Origin of the sequence: Pseudomonas sp. S09G 359 (assembly GCF_002843605.1) — a bacterium.
Classification (GTDB): domain Bacteria; phylum Pseudomonadota; class Gammaproteobacteria; order Pseudomonadales; family Pseudomonadaceae; genus Aquipseudomonas.
Window position 1 is genome coordinate 142501 of record NZ_CP025263.1, and the last position, 20108, is coordinate 162608.

Genomic DNA, 20108 nt, shown 5'->3' on the forward strand with positions numbered 1-20108 from the left:
TGGCTTAGAAGCAGCCACCCTTTAAAGAAAGCGTAATAGCTCACTAGTCGAGTCGGCCTGCGCGGAAGATGTAACGGGGCTCAAACCATACACCGAAGCTACGGGTATCACGTAAGTGATGCGGTAGAGGAGCGTTCTGTAAGCCTGTGAAGGTGAGTTGAGAAGCTTGCTGGAGGTATCAGAAGTGCGAATGCTGACATGAGTAACGACAATGGGTGTGAAAAACACCCACGCCGAAAGACCAAGGTTTCCTGCGCAACGTTAATCGACGCAGGGTTAGTCGGTCCCTAAGGCGAGGCTGAAAAGCGTAGTCGATGGAAAACAGGTTAATATTCCTGTACTTCTGGTTATTGCGATGGAGGGACGGAGAAGGCTAGGCCAGCTTGGCGTTGGTTGTCCAAGTTTAAGGTGGTAGGCTGGAATCTTAGGTAAATCCGGGATTCTAAGGCCGAGAGCTGATGACGAGTTAACTTTTAGTTAACGAAGTGGTTGATGCCATGCTTCCAAGAAAAGCTTCTAAGCTTCAGGTAACCAGGAACCGTACCCCAAACCGACACAGGTGGTTGGGTAGAGAATACCAAGGCGCTTGAGAGAACTCGGGTGAAGGAACTAGGCAAAATGGCACCGTAACTTCGGGAGAAGGTGCGCCGGTGAGGGTGAAGGACTTGCTCCGTAAGCTCATGCCGGTCGAAGATACCAGGCCGCTGCGACTGTTTATTAAAAACACAGCACTCTGCAAACACGAAAGTGGACGTATAGGGTGTGACGCCTGCCCGGTGCCGGAAGGTTAATTGATGGGGTTAGCTAACGCGAAGCTCTTGATCGAAGCCCCGGTAAACGGCGGCCGTAACTATAACGGTCCTAAGGTAGCGAAATTCCTTGTCGGGTAAGTTCCGACCTGCACGAATGGCGTAACGATGGCGGCGCTGTCTCCACCCGAGACTCAGTGAAATTGAAATCGCTGTGAAGATGCAGTGTATCCGCGGCTAGACGGAAAGACCCCGTGAACCTTTACTATAGCTTTGCACTGGACTTTGAATTTGCTTGTGTAGGATAGGTGGGAGGCTTTGAAGCGTGGACGCCAGTCTGCGTGGAGCCAACCTTGAAATACCACCCTGGCAACTTTGAGGTTCTAACTCAGGTCCGTTATCCGGATCGAGGACAGTGTATGGTGGGTAGTTTGACTGGGGCGGTCTCCTCCTAAAGAGTAACGGAGGAGTACGAAGGTGCGCTCAGACCGGTCGGAAATCGGTCGTAGAGTATAAAGGCAAAAGCGCGCTTGACTGCGAGACAGACACGTCGAGCAGGTACGAAAGTAGGTCTTAGTGATCCGGTGGTTCTGTATGGAAGGGCCATCGCTCAACGGATAAAAGGTACTCCGGGGATAACAGGCTGATACCGCCCAAGAGTTCATATCGACGGCGGTGTTTGGCACCTCGATGTCGGCTCATCACATCCTGGGGCTGAAGCCGGTCCCAAGGGTATGGCTGTTCGCCATTTAAAGTGGTACGCGAGCTGGGTTTAGAACGTCGTGAGACAGTTCGGTCCCTATCTGCCGTGGACGTTTGAGATTTGAGAGGGGCTGCTCCTAGTACGAGAGGACCGGAGTGGACGAACCTCTGGTGTTCCGGTTGTCACGCCAGTGGCATTGCCGGGTAGCTATGTTCGGAATAGATAACCGCTGAAAGCATCTAAGCGGGAAACTAGCCTCAAGATGAGATCTCACTGGAACCTTGAGTTCCCTGAAGGGCCGTCGAAGACTACGACGTTGATAGGTTGGGTGTGTAAGCGCTGTGAGGCGTTGAGCTAACCAATACTAATTGCCCGTGAGGCTTGACCATATAACACCCAAGCAATTTGCTTCTCCTGATTTGGAAACAAAGAGGAGCATCAGATTGCGGTGTGTGAAGACGAAATGAACCGAAAGTTCGACCTCGCAAAACACCGAAAGCTGTCACATACCCAATTTGCTGAAGCGAAGCCAACTGGCTACGACTCAGTACCCGAATTTCTTGACGACCATAGAGCATTGGAACCACCTGATCCCATCCCGAACTCAGTAGTGAAACGATGCATCGCCGATGGTAGTGTGGGGTTTCCCCATGTGAGAGTAGGTCATCGTCAAGATTAAATTCCGAAACCCCTGTTTGCTAACGCAAACAGGGGTTTTGTTTATGTAGAAGTCCATGAATTTCATCGGCACGTTGCTAACCCAACGGTCCGGTACACAGAATTTCTTGACGACCATAGAGCATTGGAACCACCTGATCCCATCCCGAACTCAGTAGTGAAACGATGCATCGCCGATGGTAGTGTGGGGTTTCCCCATGTGAGAGTAGGTCATCGTCAAGATTGAATTCCGAAACCCCTGTCTGCTAACGCAGACAGGGGTTTTGTCGTTTTAAAGGGCTATTTTCCAAGCCTGTGTTGCACTGCTGCCAAACAGCACACACAAAAAAAACCAGTGCCTGAATCAGGCACTGGCTGGGTTTGACCATTCGGGTATCAGAATTGATAGCTCAGCGTCGCGCTGACGTTACGTTCTTCTCCCAGGTAGCAGAAGTTCAGGCTGGCACAGGACGCTACATACGATTCATTGGTCAGGTTATTGGCATTCAAGCGTACATCTACGCCCTTCAAACCGACCTTGCCCAAGTCATACCCCACCGACGCGTCGAACAAGGTATAGGCTGGCACCTTCATGGTGTTTTCTGCGTCCGCCCAGCTATAACCGACATACCGCACCCCGCCACCAAGCCTCAGCCCGTCCAGAGCACCACTAGCAAACTTGTAGTCCGCCCATACCGACGCCATATGACGAGGTGCCTGGGTCGGTGAGTTGCCCTTGTTTTCAATCAGGTTGTCAGCAGTGCTCAGGGTGCTCACCATCGACTTGGAATATTCGATATCGGTAAAGGTATAGCTACCCAAGACTTTGAGGTTATCGGTCAGTTGCATATGCGCTTCCAACTCCAGCCCTTGAGAGCGCACAGCGCCTACAGCACGATAGAAATTCTCCTGCGGCAACTTGGTCGCGAGGTTCTCCTGGTCGATGCGGAACCACGAAGCGGTAAACAGGTTGTCAGTACCCGGCGGCTGATACTTCAACCCCATCTCCCACTGCGTCCCATCCGTAGGGGCAAGCGGGTTGCCGGCGCTGTCGGAATAGGAGTTCGGGTTGAAGGATTCAGAGTAGCTGACGTAGGGCGCCAGGCCGTTATCAAACAGATACAGGGCACCCGCGCGGCCTGTGAGCTTAGTCCGTTTGTCACTGATTTCAGTGCCTAGCGGCCGGCTGGCCTCGGCGATGCGATTTTCATCGGAGGTTTCTACCCAATCCTGACGCAGCCCCAGGGAGAAACGCCATTTATCCATTTCGACCAGGTCCTGGAGATAAATACCGGTTTGCTCCAGGCGTCGTAAATAACTGGTCGGGCTGGAATAGCTGATAGCCGAATTGCCATAAACCGGGTTGAACGCATTGATGGGTTGCAGCGACCCGCTCGTCCAGTCCACCACCGTTTTACGTCGTTGGTAATCGGCGCCCATCAGTACCGTATGTTTGGTTGCTCCGGTAAAAAATTCGGCTTGCAGCATGTTATCGATGATCAGCGCATGCAGCTTTTCATCACCACCCGAGTAATAGCGATTCAATTCATTGCTGGTCGGTGTGGTCCAGCCGTAGGCATAAACCTGATCCAGCTTCACCTTGGAGTCGAGGTAGCGAAAGTTCTGCCGTGCGGTGAAGACATCATTAAAGCGATGCTCAAATTGATAGCCAAACGACTGCTGATCGCGTTTGTAGCCATCAACTCCCGGCTCACCCTCAAAGAAATGATTGGAGATACGTTGGCCATTGCGTTGATGCAGCGCGCCATCGGCCGGCATTCCGCCGTGGTAACCGCCCTCCGGGTCGTGCTGCAGATAAGCCTGCAGCGTCAGCGAAGTGTCCTCGGTAAAGTCGATGCTCAGTGTGGGTGCCAGCGCGTAACGCTTTTCTTTGGCATGCTCGAATTGCGTGTCGGACTTATCCGTTAAGCCCGTGAGTCGATAGGCAATGCGTTTGTCGTCATCCACTGGCCCACTGAAGTCAAAACCCATGCCCCGCTGCCCGTTGTTTCCCACTGTTGCCTGAACCTGGTGATAGGGCTCGAACAATGGCTTCTTGCTGGTCAACGCGACCAGCCCGCCGGGCGAACTGCGGCCATACAGAACCGAGGAAGGGCCCTTGAGAATATCCACACGCTCCAGGAAGTACGGGTCAACCTGCATCGTGCTGTAGGTGCCGCTGTCCCCCATGGACTTGAGCCCATCGAGGTAAATGTTATCCACCGAACCATCATTGAAGCCGCGCATCGCCACATAGTCATATCGATGGGTTGCGCCGTAGGGGTTGGTCAACACACCGGGCGTGTAGCGCATGGATTGAGCGACGGTCTGGGAGCCCTGGTCGTCCATCTGCTCACGCGTGACGACCGAGACGGTTTGCGAGGTCTCCAGCAAGGCGGTACTGGTCTTGGTAGCAATCTGGCTATGAGTCGCGTTATAGCCCTCCATGCTTCCCAAAGCATTGCCCAAGGCAAAACCCTTGATATCGGTGGTGGGCAACGTGAGGGCGCCACTTTCTGGCGGCACTTGCAATACAAAGCTCACGCCGTCTTCGGAAACTGCCTTCAACCCGGAGCCGTTGAGTAGGTGATTCAAACCCTGCTCAGCAGAATATTCACCGTGCAGCCCGGCGGATTGTCGGCCCTGGGTTTGCGCAGGTGTACTGGACAGGGTGATCCCCGCTTGCCGGGCAAACTGGTTGAGCACCTCGTTCAGCGGGCCTGCGGGGATCTCGTAGTGGGAGTGGGCCTGCGCGGTACCTGCTTCTGCGGCCATACTGATGATCGGCACCGCACTGATGCCCATGGCCGTGGACAGCAACGCTGCACGTACGGCTTTGCTCAATAACGGGTAGGAAGAGTTGGAAGCGTTGCAGAGAAAACGCACAGTCATGATCAAGATCCGTAGAGGCCGGTGAGGGCAGATTGAAAGGCTTACCGTCTAAGCCGGACTCACGGGAAAAAACCGCCAAAAAAAATCGATACTCAGGCCGCCCGCTCCAGGCTTACCCACCAACGCGTGCGGTAGCGCACTTGAACCGGCAGCGTTTGCGCCAGGATCGCCAGCAACTTATCGGTGTCCTCCAGGCGGAACACCCCTGATAGTCGCAGATCAGCGATATCGGCGGAGCAGCCCAGATAGCCATGGCGATAACGCCCGACTTCCGCGAGGAAATCGCCCAGGCGCATATCGCGCGTCACGATCAGCCCATCCGCCCAGGCGCCGATGTCCATCTCCACAGGCGGTGCAAGGACCGCCCGGGTTTGGCGCACGAGGTAGGTTTCGCCGGCGTGAACCTGGGTCGACAAGCCACTCGCCTGGCGTGGTGAATGAATCGCCACATTGCCGCTCACCACGCTCAACTGCGTGCAGGCACTGTCCTGGCGCACAGCGAAACGCCCGTCGATGCCCTCAAGCAAGCCATGGCGTGTTTTGACCAGCAATGGCGCCGACGAGGATGCGCCACAGGTCACCAGGATCTCCCCGCGTAACAGGCTGATCAGGCGCTGCTGAGGGGTGAAGTCGAGGTCCACCGCACTGTCGGTATTGAGCTGCAGGCGCGTGCCATCCGGCAATTGGATACTGCGGCGTTCGCCGGTGGTGGTCGCGAGATCGGAAGTCCAGCGCTGCCAGCCGGTCAAGTCACGGCTGACCCAGGCCGCCGAGCCAACCAGCAACACGCCGGACAACAACTTAAGCGCCTGCCGCCGTCCCAGCCCCTGCGTACTGTTCTCCAATGCCACATGGGCTCCGGGAATCGCCGACAGTTGGCTGCTCAGTTCCTGCTGTAGTGCCTGCACCCGTTGCCAGGCCAGTTCGTGGTCGTGGTGGGCTTCGCGCCACTGCGTACATTGCGCCTGGAGACGCACATTGGCGCGGTTGTTACGCACGCGCAGTGCCCAGCCGATGGCCTGTTTGACTATCTGGTGATCCGGGCCGGAGCGCGCGGCATTATTCACCGGCGTCATGTTTCGTACCGCAGCACGTAACAGTGGTAGAGCGCCTCGGCCACGTAACGCTCAACCGAGCGCAGCGACACGCCCATTTGTTGCGCGATCTGCTTGTACGTCAGCCCATCGCACTGGGCCAATAGAAATGCCTTACGCACCTTGGGCTTGAGGCCCTCCAGCAGTCGGGAAATGTCCTCGAGTAATTCCAGCACCAGTGCACGAGCTTCAGCGCTCGGCGCCAGTGCTTCGGGCAGGTGGGCGATGGACTCGAGGTAGGCTCGTTCGATTTCTTCGCGACGCCAGTGATCAATCACCAACCCTCGCGCGATGGTACGCAGGAAGGCGCGAGGCGCGCGGAGTTCAAAGCGTTCGGTCTTCTGCAGCAGACGCACAAACGTGTCCTGGGCCAGGTCTGCCGCATCGGCGGCATTGCCCAGGCGGCCGCGCAACCACGTGCTCAGCCAGGTGTGATGGGTGCTGTAAAGCGTGCGGACGACACTTTCACACGGGATGTACTCAGAAGATGGCATTCAAAACGGCCCAGCCAAGCGTCATAAATGATAATTAGTCGCATTGTTTGTGAGGCTGAAAAATTTTGCAACTCTGTCTCTTGTACGACAACCACTTGTCGGTTTCCTACGCAAAATGAGGATACGTCCCACAATTTCCTCAGTTTTGCCTCGATTTGGCCGAAAGCCTGATGAGCCATGCGTGCACCGAAATAGAGCGGCCAGAGAAGCCGCCTATACAGTTACAAGGAATGTTCCGCTCGGCACGCTCACCCCCCTTTTGGCAAAAGAAGTCGATGAAATGAATCTCAAGTTCAGTCATAAAATTCTGTTGGCCGCGTCAGGCGTTGTGGTTCTGGCCTTCGCGTTATTCACCCTCTACAACGACTATCTGCAGCGCAGCACCATCAAGCAGAACCTGGAGTCGTCTATTCAGCAATCCGGTGAACTCACTGCCAGCAGTGTTCAGAACTGGCTCAGTGGTCGAATACTGGTGCTCGAAAACCTCACCCAGAACGTGGCCCACCAGGGCAGTGGTGCCGACCTCCCCGGGCTGGTCGACCAACCCGCGTTCACCTCAAACTTCCAGTTCACCTATGTTGGGCAAACCAACGGTGTGTTTACCCAGCGTCCAGACGCGAAAATGCCCGACGGCTACGACCCGCGCCAACGCCCTTGGTACAAGCAGGCTGTAGCCGCTGACAAGCCCATGCTCACACCGCCTTATATGGCAGCAGTGGGTGGGCAAATTGTAACCATCGCCATGCCGGTGAAGAAGAATGGCGAATTGCTGGGTGTGGTCGGTGGCGACCTGAGCCTGCAGACCTTGGTGAAGATCATCAATTCGGTGGATTTCGGCGGTATCGGCCATGCGTTCCTGGTCAGTGGCGATGGCCAGGTCATCGTCAGCCCGGATCAGGACCAGGTGATGAAGAACCTCAAGGACATCTACCCAGGCACCAGCGTCCGCATCGAGAAGGTTAACCAGGACGTCGTCCTCAATGGCCAGGACCGCATCCTTTCATTCACCCCGATCAGCGGCTTGCCAGGTGCGGATTGGTATATCGGTCTGTCGATCGACAAAGACAAAGCCTACGCACCGCTTGGCAAGTTCCGTACTTCGGCGTTGATTGCCATGCTGATCGCCGTGGTCGCAATTGCGGTGCTTTTGAGCTTGTTGATCCAGGTGCTGCTCCGTCCCCTGACCACCATGGGCGTCGCCATGCAGGATATCGCCCAGGGCGAGGGCGACTTGACCCGTCGCCTGGCCGTCACCAGCAAGGACGAGTTCGGCGAAGTCGGCAGTGCATTCAATCAGTTCGTTGAGCGTATTCACGCGTCAATTTCCGAGGTGTCTTCGGCGACGCGTCAGGTACATGACCTTTCCCAGCGCGTGATGGCCTCTTCCAACGCCTCGATTATCGGCTCCGACGAGCAAAGCGCGCGCACCAATAGCGTGGCAGCAGCGATCAACGAGCTGGGCGCCGCTACCCAGGAAATCGCGCGTAACGCCGCCGATGCGTCGCAACATGCCAGCGGTGCGAGTGAGCAGGCCGATGATGGGCGCAAGGTGGTGGAGCAAACCATCCTGGCGATGTCGGAACTGTCGCAAAAAATCAGTTTGTCCTGCACCCAGATCGAAACCCTGAATGCCAGCACCGATAACATCGGCCACATCCTGGATGTGATCAAAGGTATCTCCCAACAAACCAACTTGCTCGCGCTGAATGCCGCGATCGAGGCGGCGCGTGCCGGGGAGGCCGGGCGTGGTTTTGCGGTGGTTGCCGATGAGGTGCGTAACCTGGCTCATCGCACCCAGGAGTCAGCCGAAGAAATCCACAAAATGATCACTTCGCTGCAAGTGGGCTCGCGTGAAGCGGTGACCACCATGAATGCCAGCCAGGCCTCCAGCGAGGAAAGCGTCGAGGTCGCCAACCAGGCAGGTGCGCGCCTGGTCAGCGTGACACAGCGGATCGTCGAGATCGACGGCATGAACCAGTCGGTCGCCGCGGCCACCGAGGAGCAGACCGCCGTGGTAGAAACCCTCAACGTGGATATCAACCAGATCAACCTGCTGAACCAGCAGGGCGTGACCAACCTCAACGAAACCCTGAAAGACTGTGATGCACTGTCGCAGCAGGCCAATCGGTTGAAGCAACTGGTCGACAGCTTCAAGATCTGACCCTCTGGTTGATCGGGCAGGAGCGAGTCGCTTCGTTCCTGCCGCTTAGCCAAGCAGCCGGCGCACATTCTCCAGGGCGCTGTCGGCGAAATCCTGCACGAACTGTTCAAACCCCACCTGTGCTGCATCTACGGGCTCGGCAATGATGGTCCAGGTTACCCTGGAGCACTGCGTTCCCAATGCTTGCACGCGGATGGCTGCCCACAAGCTGGCCACGCCAAGCGTGTTGTAGATCGTGGTCCAGGTCATGTGCATGGCGTGTTCATCGCGGCTATTGAGTTGCTCCACCACACAGTTTCCATCATGGAACAGTTTCGTGCGCAAGGCGCCCACGCCAGTGCCGATCATTTCGATACGTAGGAGGGCTGGAATGAACGCATCGAAGCCTGCGAACTGTCCCACCGTGCTCCACAAACGGCTGGCGGGGCAGTCGACCACCACCGACGCAACGATCGGCTGGCCGTGCGGGTTGCGGATTAAGGTATCGGGTTGCAGCGGTTTCATGGGGTTATCCTGAGGCGTTTCACAGAAAGCCAATGGTCTTGAGGTAGCTGCAGCCTTTGCTCAACAGCGCCGCATCTTTTTCGGGGTATTGCTCGCCCATCTGCTGAACACCTCGTCGGGCGTTGTCATGGCGAATCATTGAGGTATCGCCGATGTCTTCGTCGAGTTGATCGAGGTAAAAACCGAGTACGCCAAACAAGGCGTTGTCCTGATTTACCGTGCGCAACGCCTTTTGCCACTGTGTGACACTCACCCGCTCGAACGTGTGGCCAGCTTGGCTGAACGCATCCAGGTAGTGCTCCCAACTCAGGGGCTGTGGGTTGTGCAGGTTGAACACGTGGCTATCGGCTTGAAAGCGGGCGCAGTGGAAGGCAATGAAACGCGCGAGGAAGTCCACCGGCATCAGGTCGAAGTTCAACTCCAGACGAGGCAGCAGGCCCAACTGCAACGAACCCTTGAGCATCAGCATCAGGCGATTTTTCTGCGGCTGGCAGACGCCGTTGCGGCGGTTGAAACTGATGTTTCCGGGGCGATGGATATTCACCCAGGCACCTTGCTCCACAGCATGCCCTAACTGCCGTTCAGCCACCCACTTGGACAGGTTGTAGCCATTCTTGATGTACAGCGGCAAGGTGGCTGCGGCAGGCGCTTCAAGCACATGGCCCGACGAGTCGATGCTGCTTGCGGCCGACAGCGTCGAGACAAAATTGAAGACTTTCTTGCGGCGGCTCTCACACAAGCGCAGGCACTCGAGTATGGGCGCGATGTTATCGCTGGCCAGAGTGGCGTATTCCACCACGTGGTTGACCCGCGCCGCGTTGTGCACCAGCACGCCGAAGTCCTCGGCCAGCGTGTCGTACACGTCGCTGGCCAGGCCCAATCGCGGTAGGCTGATATCGGCCGCGAATACTCGTACCCGGCTAAGGTCCAGGTGTTGCAGACGGTATTCACTGATCGCCTGGGTAAACCGCGACATTGCCGTGTGCCCGGGCTCCTCGCGCACCAGGCACGCCACCTCGGTTGCACCACCGGCCAGTAACGCTTCAACGATATGCACGCCGACGAAACTGTTGGCGCCTGTCACGATCACCCTGCGTGGGTCGCCCGCGTGCTCTTTGGGCAGTGTGTCAATTACCCACTCCGGTTGAGTATCCCGAATGGCCCGGGCGTAGGGTGCGTCAGGCCGTTCTCCATCCTCCAGCAACGTTGCGAGCGTGCGAATCGTCGGCACTTCAATAAAGTGGCTCAACGCAAAACTACGGCCGAATTGCTCGCGTACACGCAGTAACAGGCTCGACAGCAAAATCGAATGGCCGCCTAGTTCGAAGAAACCTCCATCGATGCACAACTCATCCACGGGCAACGCCAACAGCTCACCCCACAGGTGGGCCAGGCGTACTTGTAGCGACGTGTGTGCGGTGTTGCGGGTTGAGCGCACGGCAGGTGGCGACGGCAATGCCAGGAGTGCCTCGCGGTCGACCTTGCCATTGCTGGAGTGGGGGATGCACGCCAGTTCGTTCCAGGTGCCGGGCTGCATGTAGTCCGGCAACCGCGTCCGCGCATACTCCTGCAGGGCTGCCAGTGTTGCGGCGGATTCTGGCTGGGCAACAAAGCAGCGGATGCTGACATTGCGCTCAATAGCCACCACGACCTGGCGATACAGCCGACTGCTGCGCAAGCATTGCTCGATTTCCTGAGGCTCGACGCGAAAGCCGCGAATTTTCACCTGATCATCGCGCCGCCCGCCCAGCATGATGCCCTGCGCCGTCCACTTGGCCAGGTCGCCGCTGCGGTAGGCCAGAAGGTTCTGGCCGCCAGGCACCGCCAGCTCGACGAACGGGCCGTTGGCCCGGGACGGCGCGTTCACATACCCCAGGCTGACCCCCGGCCCGACGATGTAGACCTCGCCCATCACCTGTTCATCCACGGGTTGAAGGGTGTCATCGAGGATCAGCACCTGGCTGTTGGCAATCGGTTGGCCGAGGTTGCGATTGCTGTCGCCGGGGTGCAGCGTCCGGTGAGTCACCAGCACTGTGGCTTCAGTGGGGCCATAGAGGTTGTGAAACTGGCACTGGCCCGCCAGTTGTTCGATGACATGGGGCTCGCAGACATCGCCGCCCGTGAGCAGGTGTGTCAGGCCCAGTGGTTGATCAAGCGGCAGTATGCTGAGCACAGCGGGGGGCAAAAACGCGTGGGTGACGTGGTGCTGGCGGAGCAGGTCGAGCAATTGCCGAGGGTCGCGCCGCTGTTCTTCGCTGGGGATGATCAGTTCGGCGCCGGCTATCAAGGCAGGGAAAATATCAATCAGCGACGAGTCGAAGCTCAATGGCGAAAACTGCAGCACGCGGCTCTGCTCATCCAGGCTTACACACGACCTGTACCAAACCGTGAAGTGCGCCAGGTTACCCTGGCTCAGCAGCACGCCCTTGGGCAGCCCGGAAGTGCCCGACGTATAGAGCGTCATGCACGGAGCATCGCTGCGGGGGCGCTGCTGCATCAGTGGGCGCGTGATGTCGGCATCGAGAGGATCGACCGTGCTCACATCCAGCGAAATGAAACGACTTCGCAAGGGGTGCTGACCGGCGTCCAGCAATACCCGGGCGCCTGCATTTTCGAGCATGAGCTGATGGCGTTGAGGAGGGTGTTCCGATCCGAGTGGCAGGTACACCGCCCCACAACCCAGGACCGCAAGAATGCTGGCGTATAACTCGGCGGACTTCTCCAGGTGCACACCCACCGTCGGCGGCGGTTCAGAGGCCTCCAGCAGAGGATGCAGGCGTTGCTGGATTGCCAGGGCATGGACCCACAATTGACGGTAGCTTATCTGGCGGCCGGCGATGTTCAAGGCCGGCCGTGCGGCGAACGTGTGAAGGCTGGCTTGCAGGCGTTCAATCACAGGTACCCTGGCTTCCTGCATCAAGCCGGGCTGTGCGGTGCGATTGAATCGGTGTTGGAATGCCAGCGCTTCAAGGGCTTGCAAGCCTTGCTCGGGCCAATCATTGGCATGTGCACGGGCAGAGAAATACCCAGGGTCGCGCGAAAAGCTACTGACGTGCAGCGCCACCCATTCGACCAGCGCATGCGTGACCTGCTGGCGCAGTCGCTGGCCGTTGCCACTTGGCTCATCGGCGATGTCCAGTACAGCCACCAACTGCCCGCCTTGCTCATAGGCGCGCAGTTGTAACGCGGGCAGCCCGCAGTGGGTCAGCGCGCCGATGCCTACGCGCAGGCTGAGCCTGGGGAGTGGGTTCGTATGGGTCGCCAGCGGCTGGCTGCCATCGTCAATCAGCAGGTCGCTGGCCTCATCGCCCGCGAGGTGCCCGTACTGTTCCAATTCGTGCCTGATGGCGCCGAGCGCGCTGCTGACGCCGCTCCATCCGATCTTCAGGCGCCTCATGCCGGCCTCCCCGGCGCCGGCAAGTAGTCGGTCAATGCCTGCGCCACGCTTGGCGTCTGCAGCAGGCCGCTGTGTTGCAGGAAGCCCATGATGTTGCCCAGCAACGGATGTTGACGGGTGATGGGGAACGCCAGCGCCACGATTTCATCGCGCAATGCGCGGCGTACGTCGGGGGGGACGTCGAGGTGCTCGACCAACTGCAGGTCGAAGTTTTTCTGCAGGTCGTTGGTCAGGTAGTGCGCCAGGAACGTCGGCAGCACGTGCGCGATGCTGTCGCGGTCATCCGGGCTGGCGGCTTGCCAATAGAGGCGCACCAGCCGCGTCCAGAATTGCGCGTGGCGGCCTTCGTCAGACAGGTGGTCGGCCATCAAGCCCCGGACGGAGGCTTTGACACTGCTGTCCTTGGAGAACGCCGCCACATCGTGGGTCACGGTATTTTCGGCGATGGCTACGGCAATCAGTTCGACGGCATCATGCAGACGGTCGGGGACCTGGGCTTGGGCCGCCGGCACCGCGCGGCTCAATTCGATCTGTTCAGGCAGGCTCAGCGGTTGCACGCCGGTCATTGCCACGGTTTGTTGCAGGAAGTCGAGCGCGACCAGCGCGTGGTAATCCTCGTCCACCACGACGGTCATCGCATCCACGCGGCAGGTCAGCGGGAAGTGCACCGAGAAGCGGTTCTTGGCAATCCTGCGCGCAGTCCTGTCGACGATGTCGGTTTCAAATATCACCACATCGTTGATGAATTTGTAGAAGCTTTGCAGCAGCACGAAATCACGCCACTGGGGGCAATGTTCAGTAAAGGTTGCACTGAGCACCATGGGTTGGCGGCACTGCGGGTAGATCAGCTTGTCATCGTTTTCCAGCACGCGGCGCGGGCGGGTGCGGATGGTTGCGCGGCGCTCCCAGTCGTCGGCAATGGGCAGGTATTCGGCGATGTTCATGGGTGCACCTCTTGCAGCGAGGCCCGCACCTCATCCCAGAGCGTGATACGGCTTTCAACGGCGGCAAGGGCCGCGTCGTCGGCCTGTTGTGGGAAAGCCGGGTCTGCGCCGACCAGGCGTTCAAGCAGCTGTTGCGCTGCAGGCCCATGATCCTGGGCGTCCAATTCGATGTGGCGCTTCAGATAACCGCACAAGATCGGCGCTTGGTGCTGGAGGGCCTCATCGGTTTGCAGGAGGCGCTCGAACATGGCGGGGATGACATGCTCGCGGCCATGTAGAAACGCCGCCGCTACGCAGTGGGTGGGCGCGCTCAACGCAATGTGCAACGTGTCGCTGACGAAGCGGGCCACGCCAGGCGGAGGGGAGGCCTCATGCAAGGCCGTGTGTGTTGCCTGGCCCTGACGTAGCCGCGCAACGAAGCGGTCGATCACCGCGGTACTGGCGCCGATTTCGGCCATGGCCTCCAGGTACAGTTCGAAGTGACTGCAATGGCCTTGCCGAGGGTGCATATCTGACTCTTCGCCCAGCACGATCTCATTGATCAGGCGTGCGGCTTGCGGGTCGGCGGGTGGTAGCCAGGGCAGCTGAGTGCAGGTCAGGTCCTGCTGCAGGCGTTTGGTGAGCGTCATGAAATCCCACACCGCGAATACATGACTTTCCATAAAAAGTTGCAACTTTCGAAGTGAAATTATTTCCGCAAATAACGGATGGTTGCATAACTGCAATTTTGTTTGTTCAAGTAACGGTTGATGCATGGTTGATGCCTATAAGTTGTTGCGTCTGCTGTAAAACGGCGAGGGGCCTTTGTGAACGGCAAAAGAGGCAAGTTGGTATAAACCAGGCAGGCAGCGCAGGGCTGCTCAGCTATGTGAGCGCGCGGCCGATTCAAGTGTCTGGTTCAGTAATAAAAGATAATAAGCGGGTTAAGCAGCTTGGCGGGAATATTAATATGTTAGAAGTTTTTCTAAATAATATTGGCTGTCAGTAAGTTGCTCTATTAAATGTCGGAAGTTTCCTCGGTGCGGGACACTGCCCTGCACGGAGGGGCAGGGCGTATACTTTTGTGTAATTTACTGACCAGTGGCTTCCAGGCCCTTGAGGTAGGTCGTTATCACTTCCATCCCGCGCATCAAGTGGTTACGCAGCGTCAGGATGCTTTCGTCGGTCTTCTTCTGCGCCACCAGCCTGAGCAGTTCACGGTGATCTTCCTGGGACATCTCGCCCAATCCCATCGCCTCAAGGTTGAACCGAAGAAAGCGCTCCTCCTCATTCAACCCGTGCTCCACCAACTTGAGCAACCGCTGGTTGGGGGCCTTGCTATAGAGGGCCATGTGAAACAGGCGGTTGAGACGACCTATTTCGGTGTAGTCTTTTTCCTTCTCCAGTGCACAGATGAGGGCGTCGGCCTCGGCGATATCGGCCTCGGTGAGCAAGGGGATCGACAAGCGTAACGCTTCAGACTCCAGCAGCATCCGCAGCGCATAGGTTTCGGCCGAGTTATCCTCGATCAACGGCGCCACCACGGCGCCCTTGTGCGTTACCACGTGCAGCAGCGACTGCGCTTCCAGTTGGCGCAAGGCCTCACGCACCGGCATGCGGCTGACTCCGAACAGGCTGGCCAGCTCCTGTTGGCGCATGGCGGTACCGCATGGCAATCGCCCATCCAGGATGGCATTTCGCAAGGTTTCTTCAATCACTGAGCGAGCGAGATGAGCCGGGATAGGACCGCTGATCTTGATGCTGTTCAAAGGGTTCGGCTTCTGCGTCACGGTTACGCTATCCTCCTTATTGGGATAGGGTTGTTTATTGGATCCAATGCACACTAGAGACCTCTTATAGGCTTGTCAAACGGGCACGGTTTCGGCTTGTAAGCGTTTCAACACGTCGCTCCGAGCGCTCACAACCGGCGTTTGTCGCGTCTTACGCAGCCAGGTTCAACAAGCCTCGTTCCGAGCAGGCATTGACGATACCGGCGGCTGTGAACTGAACGTTTCACAGCGGCCTTTTATTACCTTGGTGCCGAGCCACGCGGCATTTGCCCGGCACATTCCCGTATATCGATATTCACTAACGGTATTTAAATTGCCGTTCTTATATCTATAAAGTCACTCTCCTGTCCGACCGGGAGTGACCTCATGTCCGCCACCTCTACTGTTCCAACAGCGACCCCTACCGCCCAAGCATTCGAGATTCGCCCACTGCCCGGCAGCGTTGGCGCCGAGATCATTGGCCTGGACTTGTCCCTGCCGGTCAACGACCAGGATTTCGCGCGCATCCACCGCGCGCACCTGGACCACCACGTCGTGGTGTTCCGTGACCAACGCATCACTCCCGAACAACAGATCGCCTTCAGCCGCCGTTTCGGTGTGCTGCAGATCCATGTGCTCAAGCAGTTCCTGCTGGCCAACCACCCGGAAATCCTGATCGTCTCCAACATCATCGAGAATGGCCAATCCATCGGCTTGGGGGACGCGGGCAAGTTCTGGCATTCGGACCTGTCCTATAAAGAACTGCCGAGCCTGGGCTCGATGCTGCATGCCCAGGAGCTGCCTTCCGAAGGTGGCGACACGTTGTTCGCCGACATGCACAAAGCCTGGGACCAGCTGCCCGAGCACCTGCGCAAAGCGGTCGAAGGCCGCAGCGCCGCGCACTCCTACACCGCGCGTTACAGCGAAACCAAATTCGAAGGCAACTGGCGCCCAACCCTGACGCCGGAGCAGCTCGCCCAAGTGGCCGAGGTGGTGCACCCCATCGTGCGCACCCATCCGGAAAACGGGCGCAAGGCACTGTTCGTCAGCGAGGGCTTCACCACCCGTATTGTCGGCCTGCCCGAAGACGAAAGCCGCGACCTGCTGGCCCAGCTCTACGCCCACAGTGTGCTGCCGCAGAACATCTACCGCCACCAATGGCAGCCCCACGACCTGGTGTTCTGGGACAACCGCTCGCTGATCCACCTGGCCGCCGGTTGCCCGAGCTACCTGCGCCGCAAACTGTTTCGCACCACCATCCAGGGCGACGCGCCTTTCTGATTCGGAGCATGACCATGTCCAGGAAAATTCCATTTGCACGGCTGGCGGCGACCGTCGGCCTCGGTGTCAGCCTGTTGGCCGGTAGCCTGGTGGCTCCGGCGGCCGCGCAGGCCGAAGGCGAGATCCGCATCGCCGAACAATTCGGCATCGTCTACCTGTTGCTCAACGTGGTGCGCGACCAGAACCTGATCGAGAAATACGGCAAGCAGGAAGGCATCGACATCAAGGTCGACTGGACCCAACTGTCCGGCGGTGCAGCGGTCAACGACGCACTGCTTTCCGGCTCCATCGACATTGCCGGTGCCGGCGTCGGCCCGCTGCTGACCATCTGGGACCGCACCCACGGCAAGCAGAACGTCAAGGCCGTGGCCTCCCTGGGCAACTTCCCGTATTACCTGGTGAGCAACAACCCCAAGGTCAAGACCATCGCCGATTTCACCGACAAGGACCGCATCGCCGTGCCGGCGGTGGGTGTGTCGGTGCAGTCGCGCTTCCTGCAATACGCCGCCGCCAAGCAGTGGGGCGACAAGGAATTCAATCGCCTCGACAAATACACTGTCGCCGTCCCGCACCCCGACGCCACCGCTGCGCTGATCGCCGGCGGCACCGAGCTGACCGGGCACTTTTCCAACCCGCCGTTCCAGGACCAGGCCCTGGCCAACCCTAACGTGCACGTGGTGCTGAACACCTACGACCTGCTCGGCCCGAACTCGCCGACCGTGCTGTTCGCCACCGAAAAATTCCGCAATGACAACCCTAAAACCTACAAGGCCTTCGTCGAGGCGTTGACCGAAGCCGCGCAATTCGCCCAGAACGACAAAGGCGCCGCCGCCGACACCTACATCCGTGTGACCAAGGCCAAGATCGACCGCGCCGAGCTGCTGAAAATCATCGACAACCCGCAATTCGAATTCAGCGTTACGCCGAAAAATACCTACCCGCTGGCGGAATTCTTCTACCGCGTCGGCGCCATCAAGAACAAGCCTGAATCGTGGAAGGACTACTTCTTCCAGGACGCCAAGCCCCTGCAAGGAAGTTGAGATGAATGCGCCCTTGCAAGGCCACACGGCCAGCAACCTGCACACCACCGCGCCGTTGCTGGCGGTGGACAACGTAAGCCTGGAATACCGCACCCCCGAACGCGTGGTGCGGGCCACCCACCAGGTCAGTTTCGAGATCGACCCGGCTGATCGCTACGTGCTGCTGGGGCCTTCGGGCTGCGGCAAATCCACCTTGCTCAAGTCCATCGCCGGGTTTATCAAACCCTGCGAAGGCGAGATCCGCCTGCTGGGCCAAAAGGTCGAACAGCCCGGCCCGGACCGCATCGTGGTGTTCCAGGAGTTCGACCAGCTGCCGCCGTGGAAAACCGTCAAACAGAACGTGATGTTTCCACTGCTGGCGTCAAAATCCTTGAAGCGCCGCGAGGCTGAAGAGCGCGCGCTGCATTACCTCGATAAGGTCGGCCTGAGTGCCTTTGCCGACGCTTACCCGCACACCCTTTCCGGCGGCATGAAAGCCCGCGTGGCCATCGCCCGCGCCCTGGCCATGCAGCCGAAAATCCTGTTGATGGACGAGCCCTTCGCCGCCCTCGACGCCTTGACCCGGCGCAAGATGCAGGAAGAACTGCTGCTGCTCTGGGAAGAGGTGCGCTTCACCCTGCTGTTCGTCACCCATTCCATCGAAGAGGCGCTGGTGGTGGGCAATCGCATTCTGTTGCTGTCGCCGCACCCGGGGCGTGTGCGCGCGGAGATCCACAGCCATCAATACGACCTGCACAGCCTGGGCGGTGTGGAATTCCAGGCGTCGGCACGGCGGATTCATCGCCTGCTGTTCGACGAAGCGCAAGAAGCCGAACGTGAGTTGGGTTTTGCCGATATCCGCATCGCTTACTGAAGGGACAACCCATGCGCCAGGAATACGAAATCACCCTCGAACCACTGCTCAGCGTCCCCGTGGAACGCGAGCTGCCGTTGCGCCAACGCCTGTGGCAACAAGGCTGGCTGCGCAAGGGCCTGATCCTGATCGTGCTGGCGATCCTCTGGGAAGCGGTCGCGCGGTATCAGAACAATGACCTGCTGCTGCCGAGCTTTCTGCAGACGTCTGTCGCGCTGTACGACGGCCTGCTCAGTGGCGAGTTGCTGAGCAAAGTCAGCATCTCGCTGGCGGTGCTGATCAAGGGTTACCTGATCGGCATCGTGCTGGCGTTTGCGCTCACCACCTTGGCCGTGTCGACCCAGTTGGGCCGCGACCTGCTGAGTACGCTGACCTCGATGTTCAACCCGCTGCCGGCGATTGCCTTGTTGCCGCTGGCGTTGCTGTGGTTTGGGCTGGGGCAGAACAGCCTGATTTTTGTGCTGGTGCATTCGGTGCTGTGGGCGCTGGCGCTGAACACCTATTCGGGGTTCCTCGGCGTGTCTGAAACCCTGCGCATGGCCGGTCGCAACTATGGCCTCAAGGGCATGCGGTTTGTGCTGTTCATCCTGATTCCGGCGGCGTTGCCGTCGATCCTGGCCGGCCTGAAAATCGGCTGGGCATTTGCCTGGCGCACATTGATTGCCGCCGAATTGGTATTCGGCGCCACCAGCGGCAAGGGCGGGTTGGGTTGGTACATTTTCCAGAACCGCAACGAGCTGTACACCGACAAGGTGTTCGCCGGCTTGGCCGTGGTGATCCTGATTGGCTTGCTGGTGGAGAACCTGGTGTTTGATACCTTCGAGCGGCTCACCGTAAAGCGTTGGGGCATGCAGCGCTAAACAGGAATGATTGCTCTTTGATCGACGTGAGCCCGATAATGCCGGCCGAACCTGACGCCGCCCTGGCGTCAGAGGTGCCCGGTAAAAGGATTTACGACGATGCGGTGTTTTGTTTTGGCGGCGGCCATGTTTTTGTCGACTTCGGCGTTTGCTGAATTTGCGCCTGAAGCGGTATCCATGCTCAAGCCCAAGTACCCTGGCAACCTGACCAACGTCGAAGGGCACGCCCGCATCAGCCTGAATATTCACAAGGACGGTTCGGTCAGCGATGTAAAAGTGCTCTCCGCCACCCAGCCGGAATTTGGCCAAGCGGCCATGGCAGCGGCCTCACATTGGCGCTTTAAACCCTGGACGGTGAGTGCCGATCGGCCAGCGGTGCTGGATGCGAACAACGATATGATTTTCTCGCCGGAACCGCTAACCACTGTGCCCGTCGAACTGACCTTCAGGAATACCACCTACCAATCCTGCAGTGCATTGAGCGAAGAAGTCAGCCAATTCCGTCGCGACCATCCCACGCGCCCGCTGATCGCCATGAAGAGCTTTGCTATTACCCGTGTGGCGGTGATGTTCCCGGCGTTGAGCGGCAAAAGTGACTACAACGAAGGTCTGTCCCGGGCCGACGCGCTGGAAAACGCCCTGCCGGACATCGTGCGCAAGTGCCAGGCCAACCCCAAGAAAACCTATGCCGACTATCTGCCAGGCAACCTCAAGCATTACCTGTAAAGCCT

14 protein-coding genes and 3 rRNA genes (1 of these 17 running past the window's edge) are annotated in these 20108 nt (G+C 58.5%); 9 read left to right on the forward strand and 8 right to left on the reverse strand.

The window, feature by feature from the left end; translation table 11 throughout:
- From CXQ82_RS00700 to rrf (CXQ82_RS00710), 3 genes are all read left to right on the forward strand, one after another.
- Positions 1-1841: ribosomal RNA gene (locus CXQ82_RS00700) — 23S ribosomal RNA — on the forward strand; it begins 1051 nt to the left of the window's first position.
- A 170-nt stretch (positions 1842-2011) separates the two neighbouring features.
- A 5S ribosomal RNA gene (rrf, locus tag CXQ82_RS00705) occupies positions 2012-2127 on the forward strand.
- 109 nt (positions 2128-2236) lie between these two features.
- Positions 2237-2352 (forward strand): 5S ribosomal RNA (rrf, locus tag CXQ82_RS00710).
- Positions 2353-2505: 153 nt separating this feature from the next.
- Here the strand turns inward: rrf (CXQ82_RS00710) and CXQ82_RS00715 are convergent.
- The 3 genes from CXQ82_RS00715 to CXQ82_RS00725 form a co-directional block, all read right to left on the reverse strand.
- Positions 2506-5001: a TonB-dependent siderophore receptor gene (locus tag CXQ82_RS00715; RefSeq protein WP_101265233.1), complete on the reverse strand. Its 2496-nt coding sequence runs from the start codon at positions 4999-5001 to the stop codon at positions 2506-2508.
- Positions 5002-5093: 92 nt separating this feature from the next.
- On the reverse strand, positions 5094-6077 hold the full coding sequence (locus CXQ82_RS00720) for a FecR domain-containing protein (RefSeq protein ID WP_101265235.1): 984 nt from the start codon (positions 6075-6077) through the stop codon (positions 5094-5096).
- A complete protein-coding gene (locus CXQ82_RS00725; protein ID WP_101265237.1) occupies positions 6074-6589 on the reverse strand; it encodes a sigma-70 family RNA polymerase sigma factor in 516 nt (171 codons plus the stop codon). Before CXQ82_RS00725 ends, CXQ82_RS00720 begins: the two co-directional genes overlap by 4 nt.
- 280 nt (positions 6590-6869) lie before the next feature.
- On the opposite strand from CXQ82_RS00725, the gene CXQ82_RS00730 reads away from it, so the two are divergent.
- Positions 6870-8750 (forward strand): methyl-accepting chemotaxis protein, encoded by a 1881-nt coding sequence (locus CXQ82_RS00730; protein WP_101265239.1) that lies wholly within the window; start codon positions 6870-6872, stop codon positions 8748-8750.
- Positions 8751-8795: 45 nt separating this feature from the next.
- Here the strand turns inward: CXQ82_RS00730 and CXQ82_RS00735 are convergent, their stop codons facing one another.
- The 5 genes from CXQ82_RS00735 to CXQ82_RS00755 form a co-directional block, all read right to left on the reverse strand.
- Entirely contained in the window at positions 8796-9254 is a 459-nt protein-coding gene (locus CXQ82_RS00735) for an SRPBCC family protein (protein WP_101265241.1), read from the reverse strand.
- A 19-nt stretch (positions 9255-9273) separates the two neighbouring features.
- Positions 9274-12651, reverse strand: a complete 3378-nt coding sequence (locus CXQ82_RS00740; RefSeq protein WP_101265243.1) for an amino acid adenylation domain-containing protein — start codon at positions 12649-12651, stop codon at positions 9274-9276.
- Entirely contained in the window at positions 12648-13595 is a 948-nt protein-coding gene (locus CXQ82_RS00745; protein ID WP_101265245.1) for a diiron oxygenase, read from the reverse strand. Before CXQ82_RS00745 ends, CXQ82_RS00740 begins: the two co-directional genes overlap by 4 nt.
- Positions 13592-14350 carry a DUF3050 domain-containing protein gene (locus CXQ82_RS00750; protein WP_101265247.1) on the reverse strand — a complete coding sequence of 253 codons (759 nt, stop codon included), beginning with the start codon at positions 14348-14350 and terminating at the stop codon, positions 13592-13594. The genes CXQ82_RS00745 and CXQ82_RS00750 overlap by 4 nt, the downstream gene beginning before the upstream one ends.
- 315 nt (positions 14351-14665) lie before the next feature.
- Positions 14666-15364 (reverse strand): GntR family transcriptional regulator, encoded by a 699-nt coding sequence (locus CXQ82_RS00755; protein WP_101265249.1) that lies wholly within the window; start codon positions 15362-15364, stop codon positions 14666-14668.
- 366 nt (positions 15365-15730) lie between these two features.
- Here CXQ82_RS00755 and CXQ82_RS00760 point away from each other — a divergent pair, with 366 nt between their 5' ends.
- The 5 genes from CXQ82_RS00760 to CXQ82_RS00780 all read left to right on the forward strand — a co-directional run bounded on the left by CXQ82_RS00760 (position 15731) and on the right by CXQ82_RS00780 (position 20103).
- The gene (locus tag CXQ82_RS00760) at positions 15731-16624 is read left to right on the forward strand and encodes a TauD/TfdA family dioxygenase (RefSeq protein WP_101265251.1); all 894 of its coding nucleotides are present in this window, start codon (positions 15731-15733) and stop codon (positions 16622-16624) included.
- A gap of 14 nt (positions 16625-16638) precedes the next feature.
- On the forward strand, positions 16639-17664 hold the full coding sequence (locus CXQ82_RS00765) for an ABC transporter substrate-binding protein (protein WP_101265253.1): 1026 nt from the start codon (positions 16639-16641) through the stop codon (positions 17662-17664).
- Between the two features lies 1 nt (position 17665).
- Positions 17666-18517 (forward strand): ABC transporter ATP-binding protein, encoded by an 852-nt coding sequence (locus CXQ82_RS00770; RefSeq protein WP_101265255.1) that lies wholly within the window; start codon positions 17666-17668, stop codon positions 18515-18517.
- An 11-nt stretch (positions 18518-18528) separates the two neighbouring features.
- Positions 18529-19377 carry an ABC transporter permease gene (locus CXQ82_RS00775; RefSeq protein ID WP_101265258.1) on the forward strand — a complete coding sequence of 283 codons (849 nt, stop codon included), beginning with the start codon at positions 18529-18531 and terminating at the stop codon, positions 19375-19377.
- 126 nt (positions 19378-19503) lie between these two features.
- Entirely contained in the window at positions 19504-20103 is a 600-nt protein-coding gene (locus CXQ82_RS00780; RefSeq protein WP_177409879.1) for an energy transducer TonB, read from the forward strand.
- Positions 20104-20108 lie beyond the last annotated feature (5 nt).

Excerpts from the sequence above, each read along its gene's own strand:
- CXQ82_RS00715 (WP_101265233.1), bottom strand. The coding sequence starts at position 5,001 with ATGACTGTGCGTTTTCTCTGCAACGCTTCCAACTCTTCCTACCCGTTA.
- CXQ82_RS00720 (WP_101265235.1), bottom strand. The coding sequence starts at position 6,077 with ATGACGCCGGTGAATAATGCCGCGCGCTCCGGCCCGGATCACCAGATA.
- CXQ82_RS00725 (WP_101265237.1), bottom strand. The coding sequence starts at position 6,589 with ATGCCATCTTCTGAGTACATCCCGTGTGAAAGTGTCGTCCGCACGCTT.
- CXQ82_RS00730 (WP_101265239.1), top strand. The coding sequence starts at position 6,870 with ATGAATCTCAAGTTCAGTCATAAAATTCTGTTGGCCGCGTCAGGCGTT.
- CXQ82_RS00735 (WP_101265241.1), bottom strand. The coding sequence starts at position 9,254 with ATGAAACCGCTGCAACCCGATACCTTAATCCGCAACCCGCACGGCCAG.
- CXQ82_RS00740 (WP_101265243.1), bottom strand. The coding sequence starts at position 12,651 with ATGAGGCGCCTGAAGATCGGATGGAGCGGCGTCAGCAGCGCGCTCGGC.
- CXQ82_RS00745 (WP_101265245.1), bottom strand. The coding sequence starts at position 13,595 with ATGAACATCGCCGAATACCTGCCCATTGCCGACGACTGGGAGCGCCGC.
- CXQ82_RS00750 (WP_101265247.1), bottom strand. The coding sequence starts at position 14,350 with ATGCATCAACCGTTACTTGAACAAACAAAATTGCAGTTATGCAACCAT.
- CXQ82_RS00760 (WP_101265251.1), top strand. The coding sequence starts at position 15,731 with ATGTCCGCCACCTCTACTGTTCCAACAGCGACCCCTACCGCCCAAGCA.
- CXQ82_RS00765 (WP_101265253.1), top strand. The coding sequence starts at position 16,639 with ATGTCCAGGAAAATTCCATTTGCACGGCTGGCGGCGACCGTCGGCCTC.
- CXQ82_RS00770 (WP_101265255.1), top strand. The coding sequence starts at position 17,666 with ATGAATGCGCCCTTGCAAGGCCACACGGCCAGCAACCTGCACACCACC.
- CXQ82_RS00775 (WP_101265258.1), top strand. The coding sequence starts at position 18,529 with ATGCGCCAGGAATACGAAATCACCCTCGAACCACTGCTCAGCGTCCCC.
- CXQ82_RS00780 (WP_177409879.1), top strand. The coding sequence starts at position 19,504 with ATGTTTTTGTCGACTTCGGCGTTTGCTGAATTTGCGCCTGAAGCGGTA.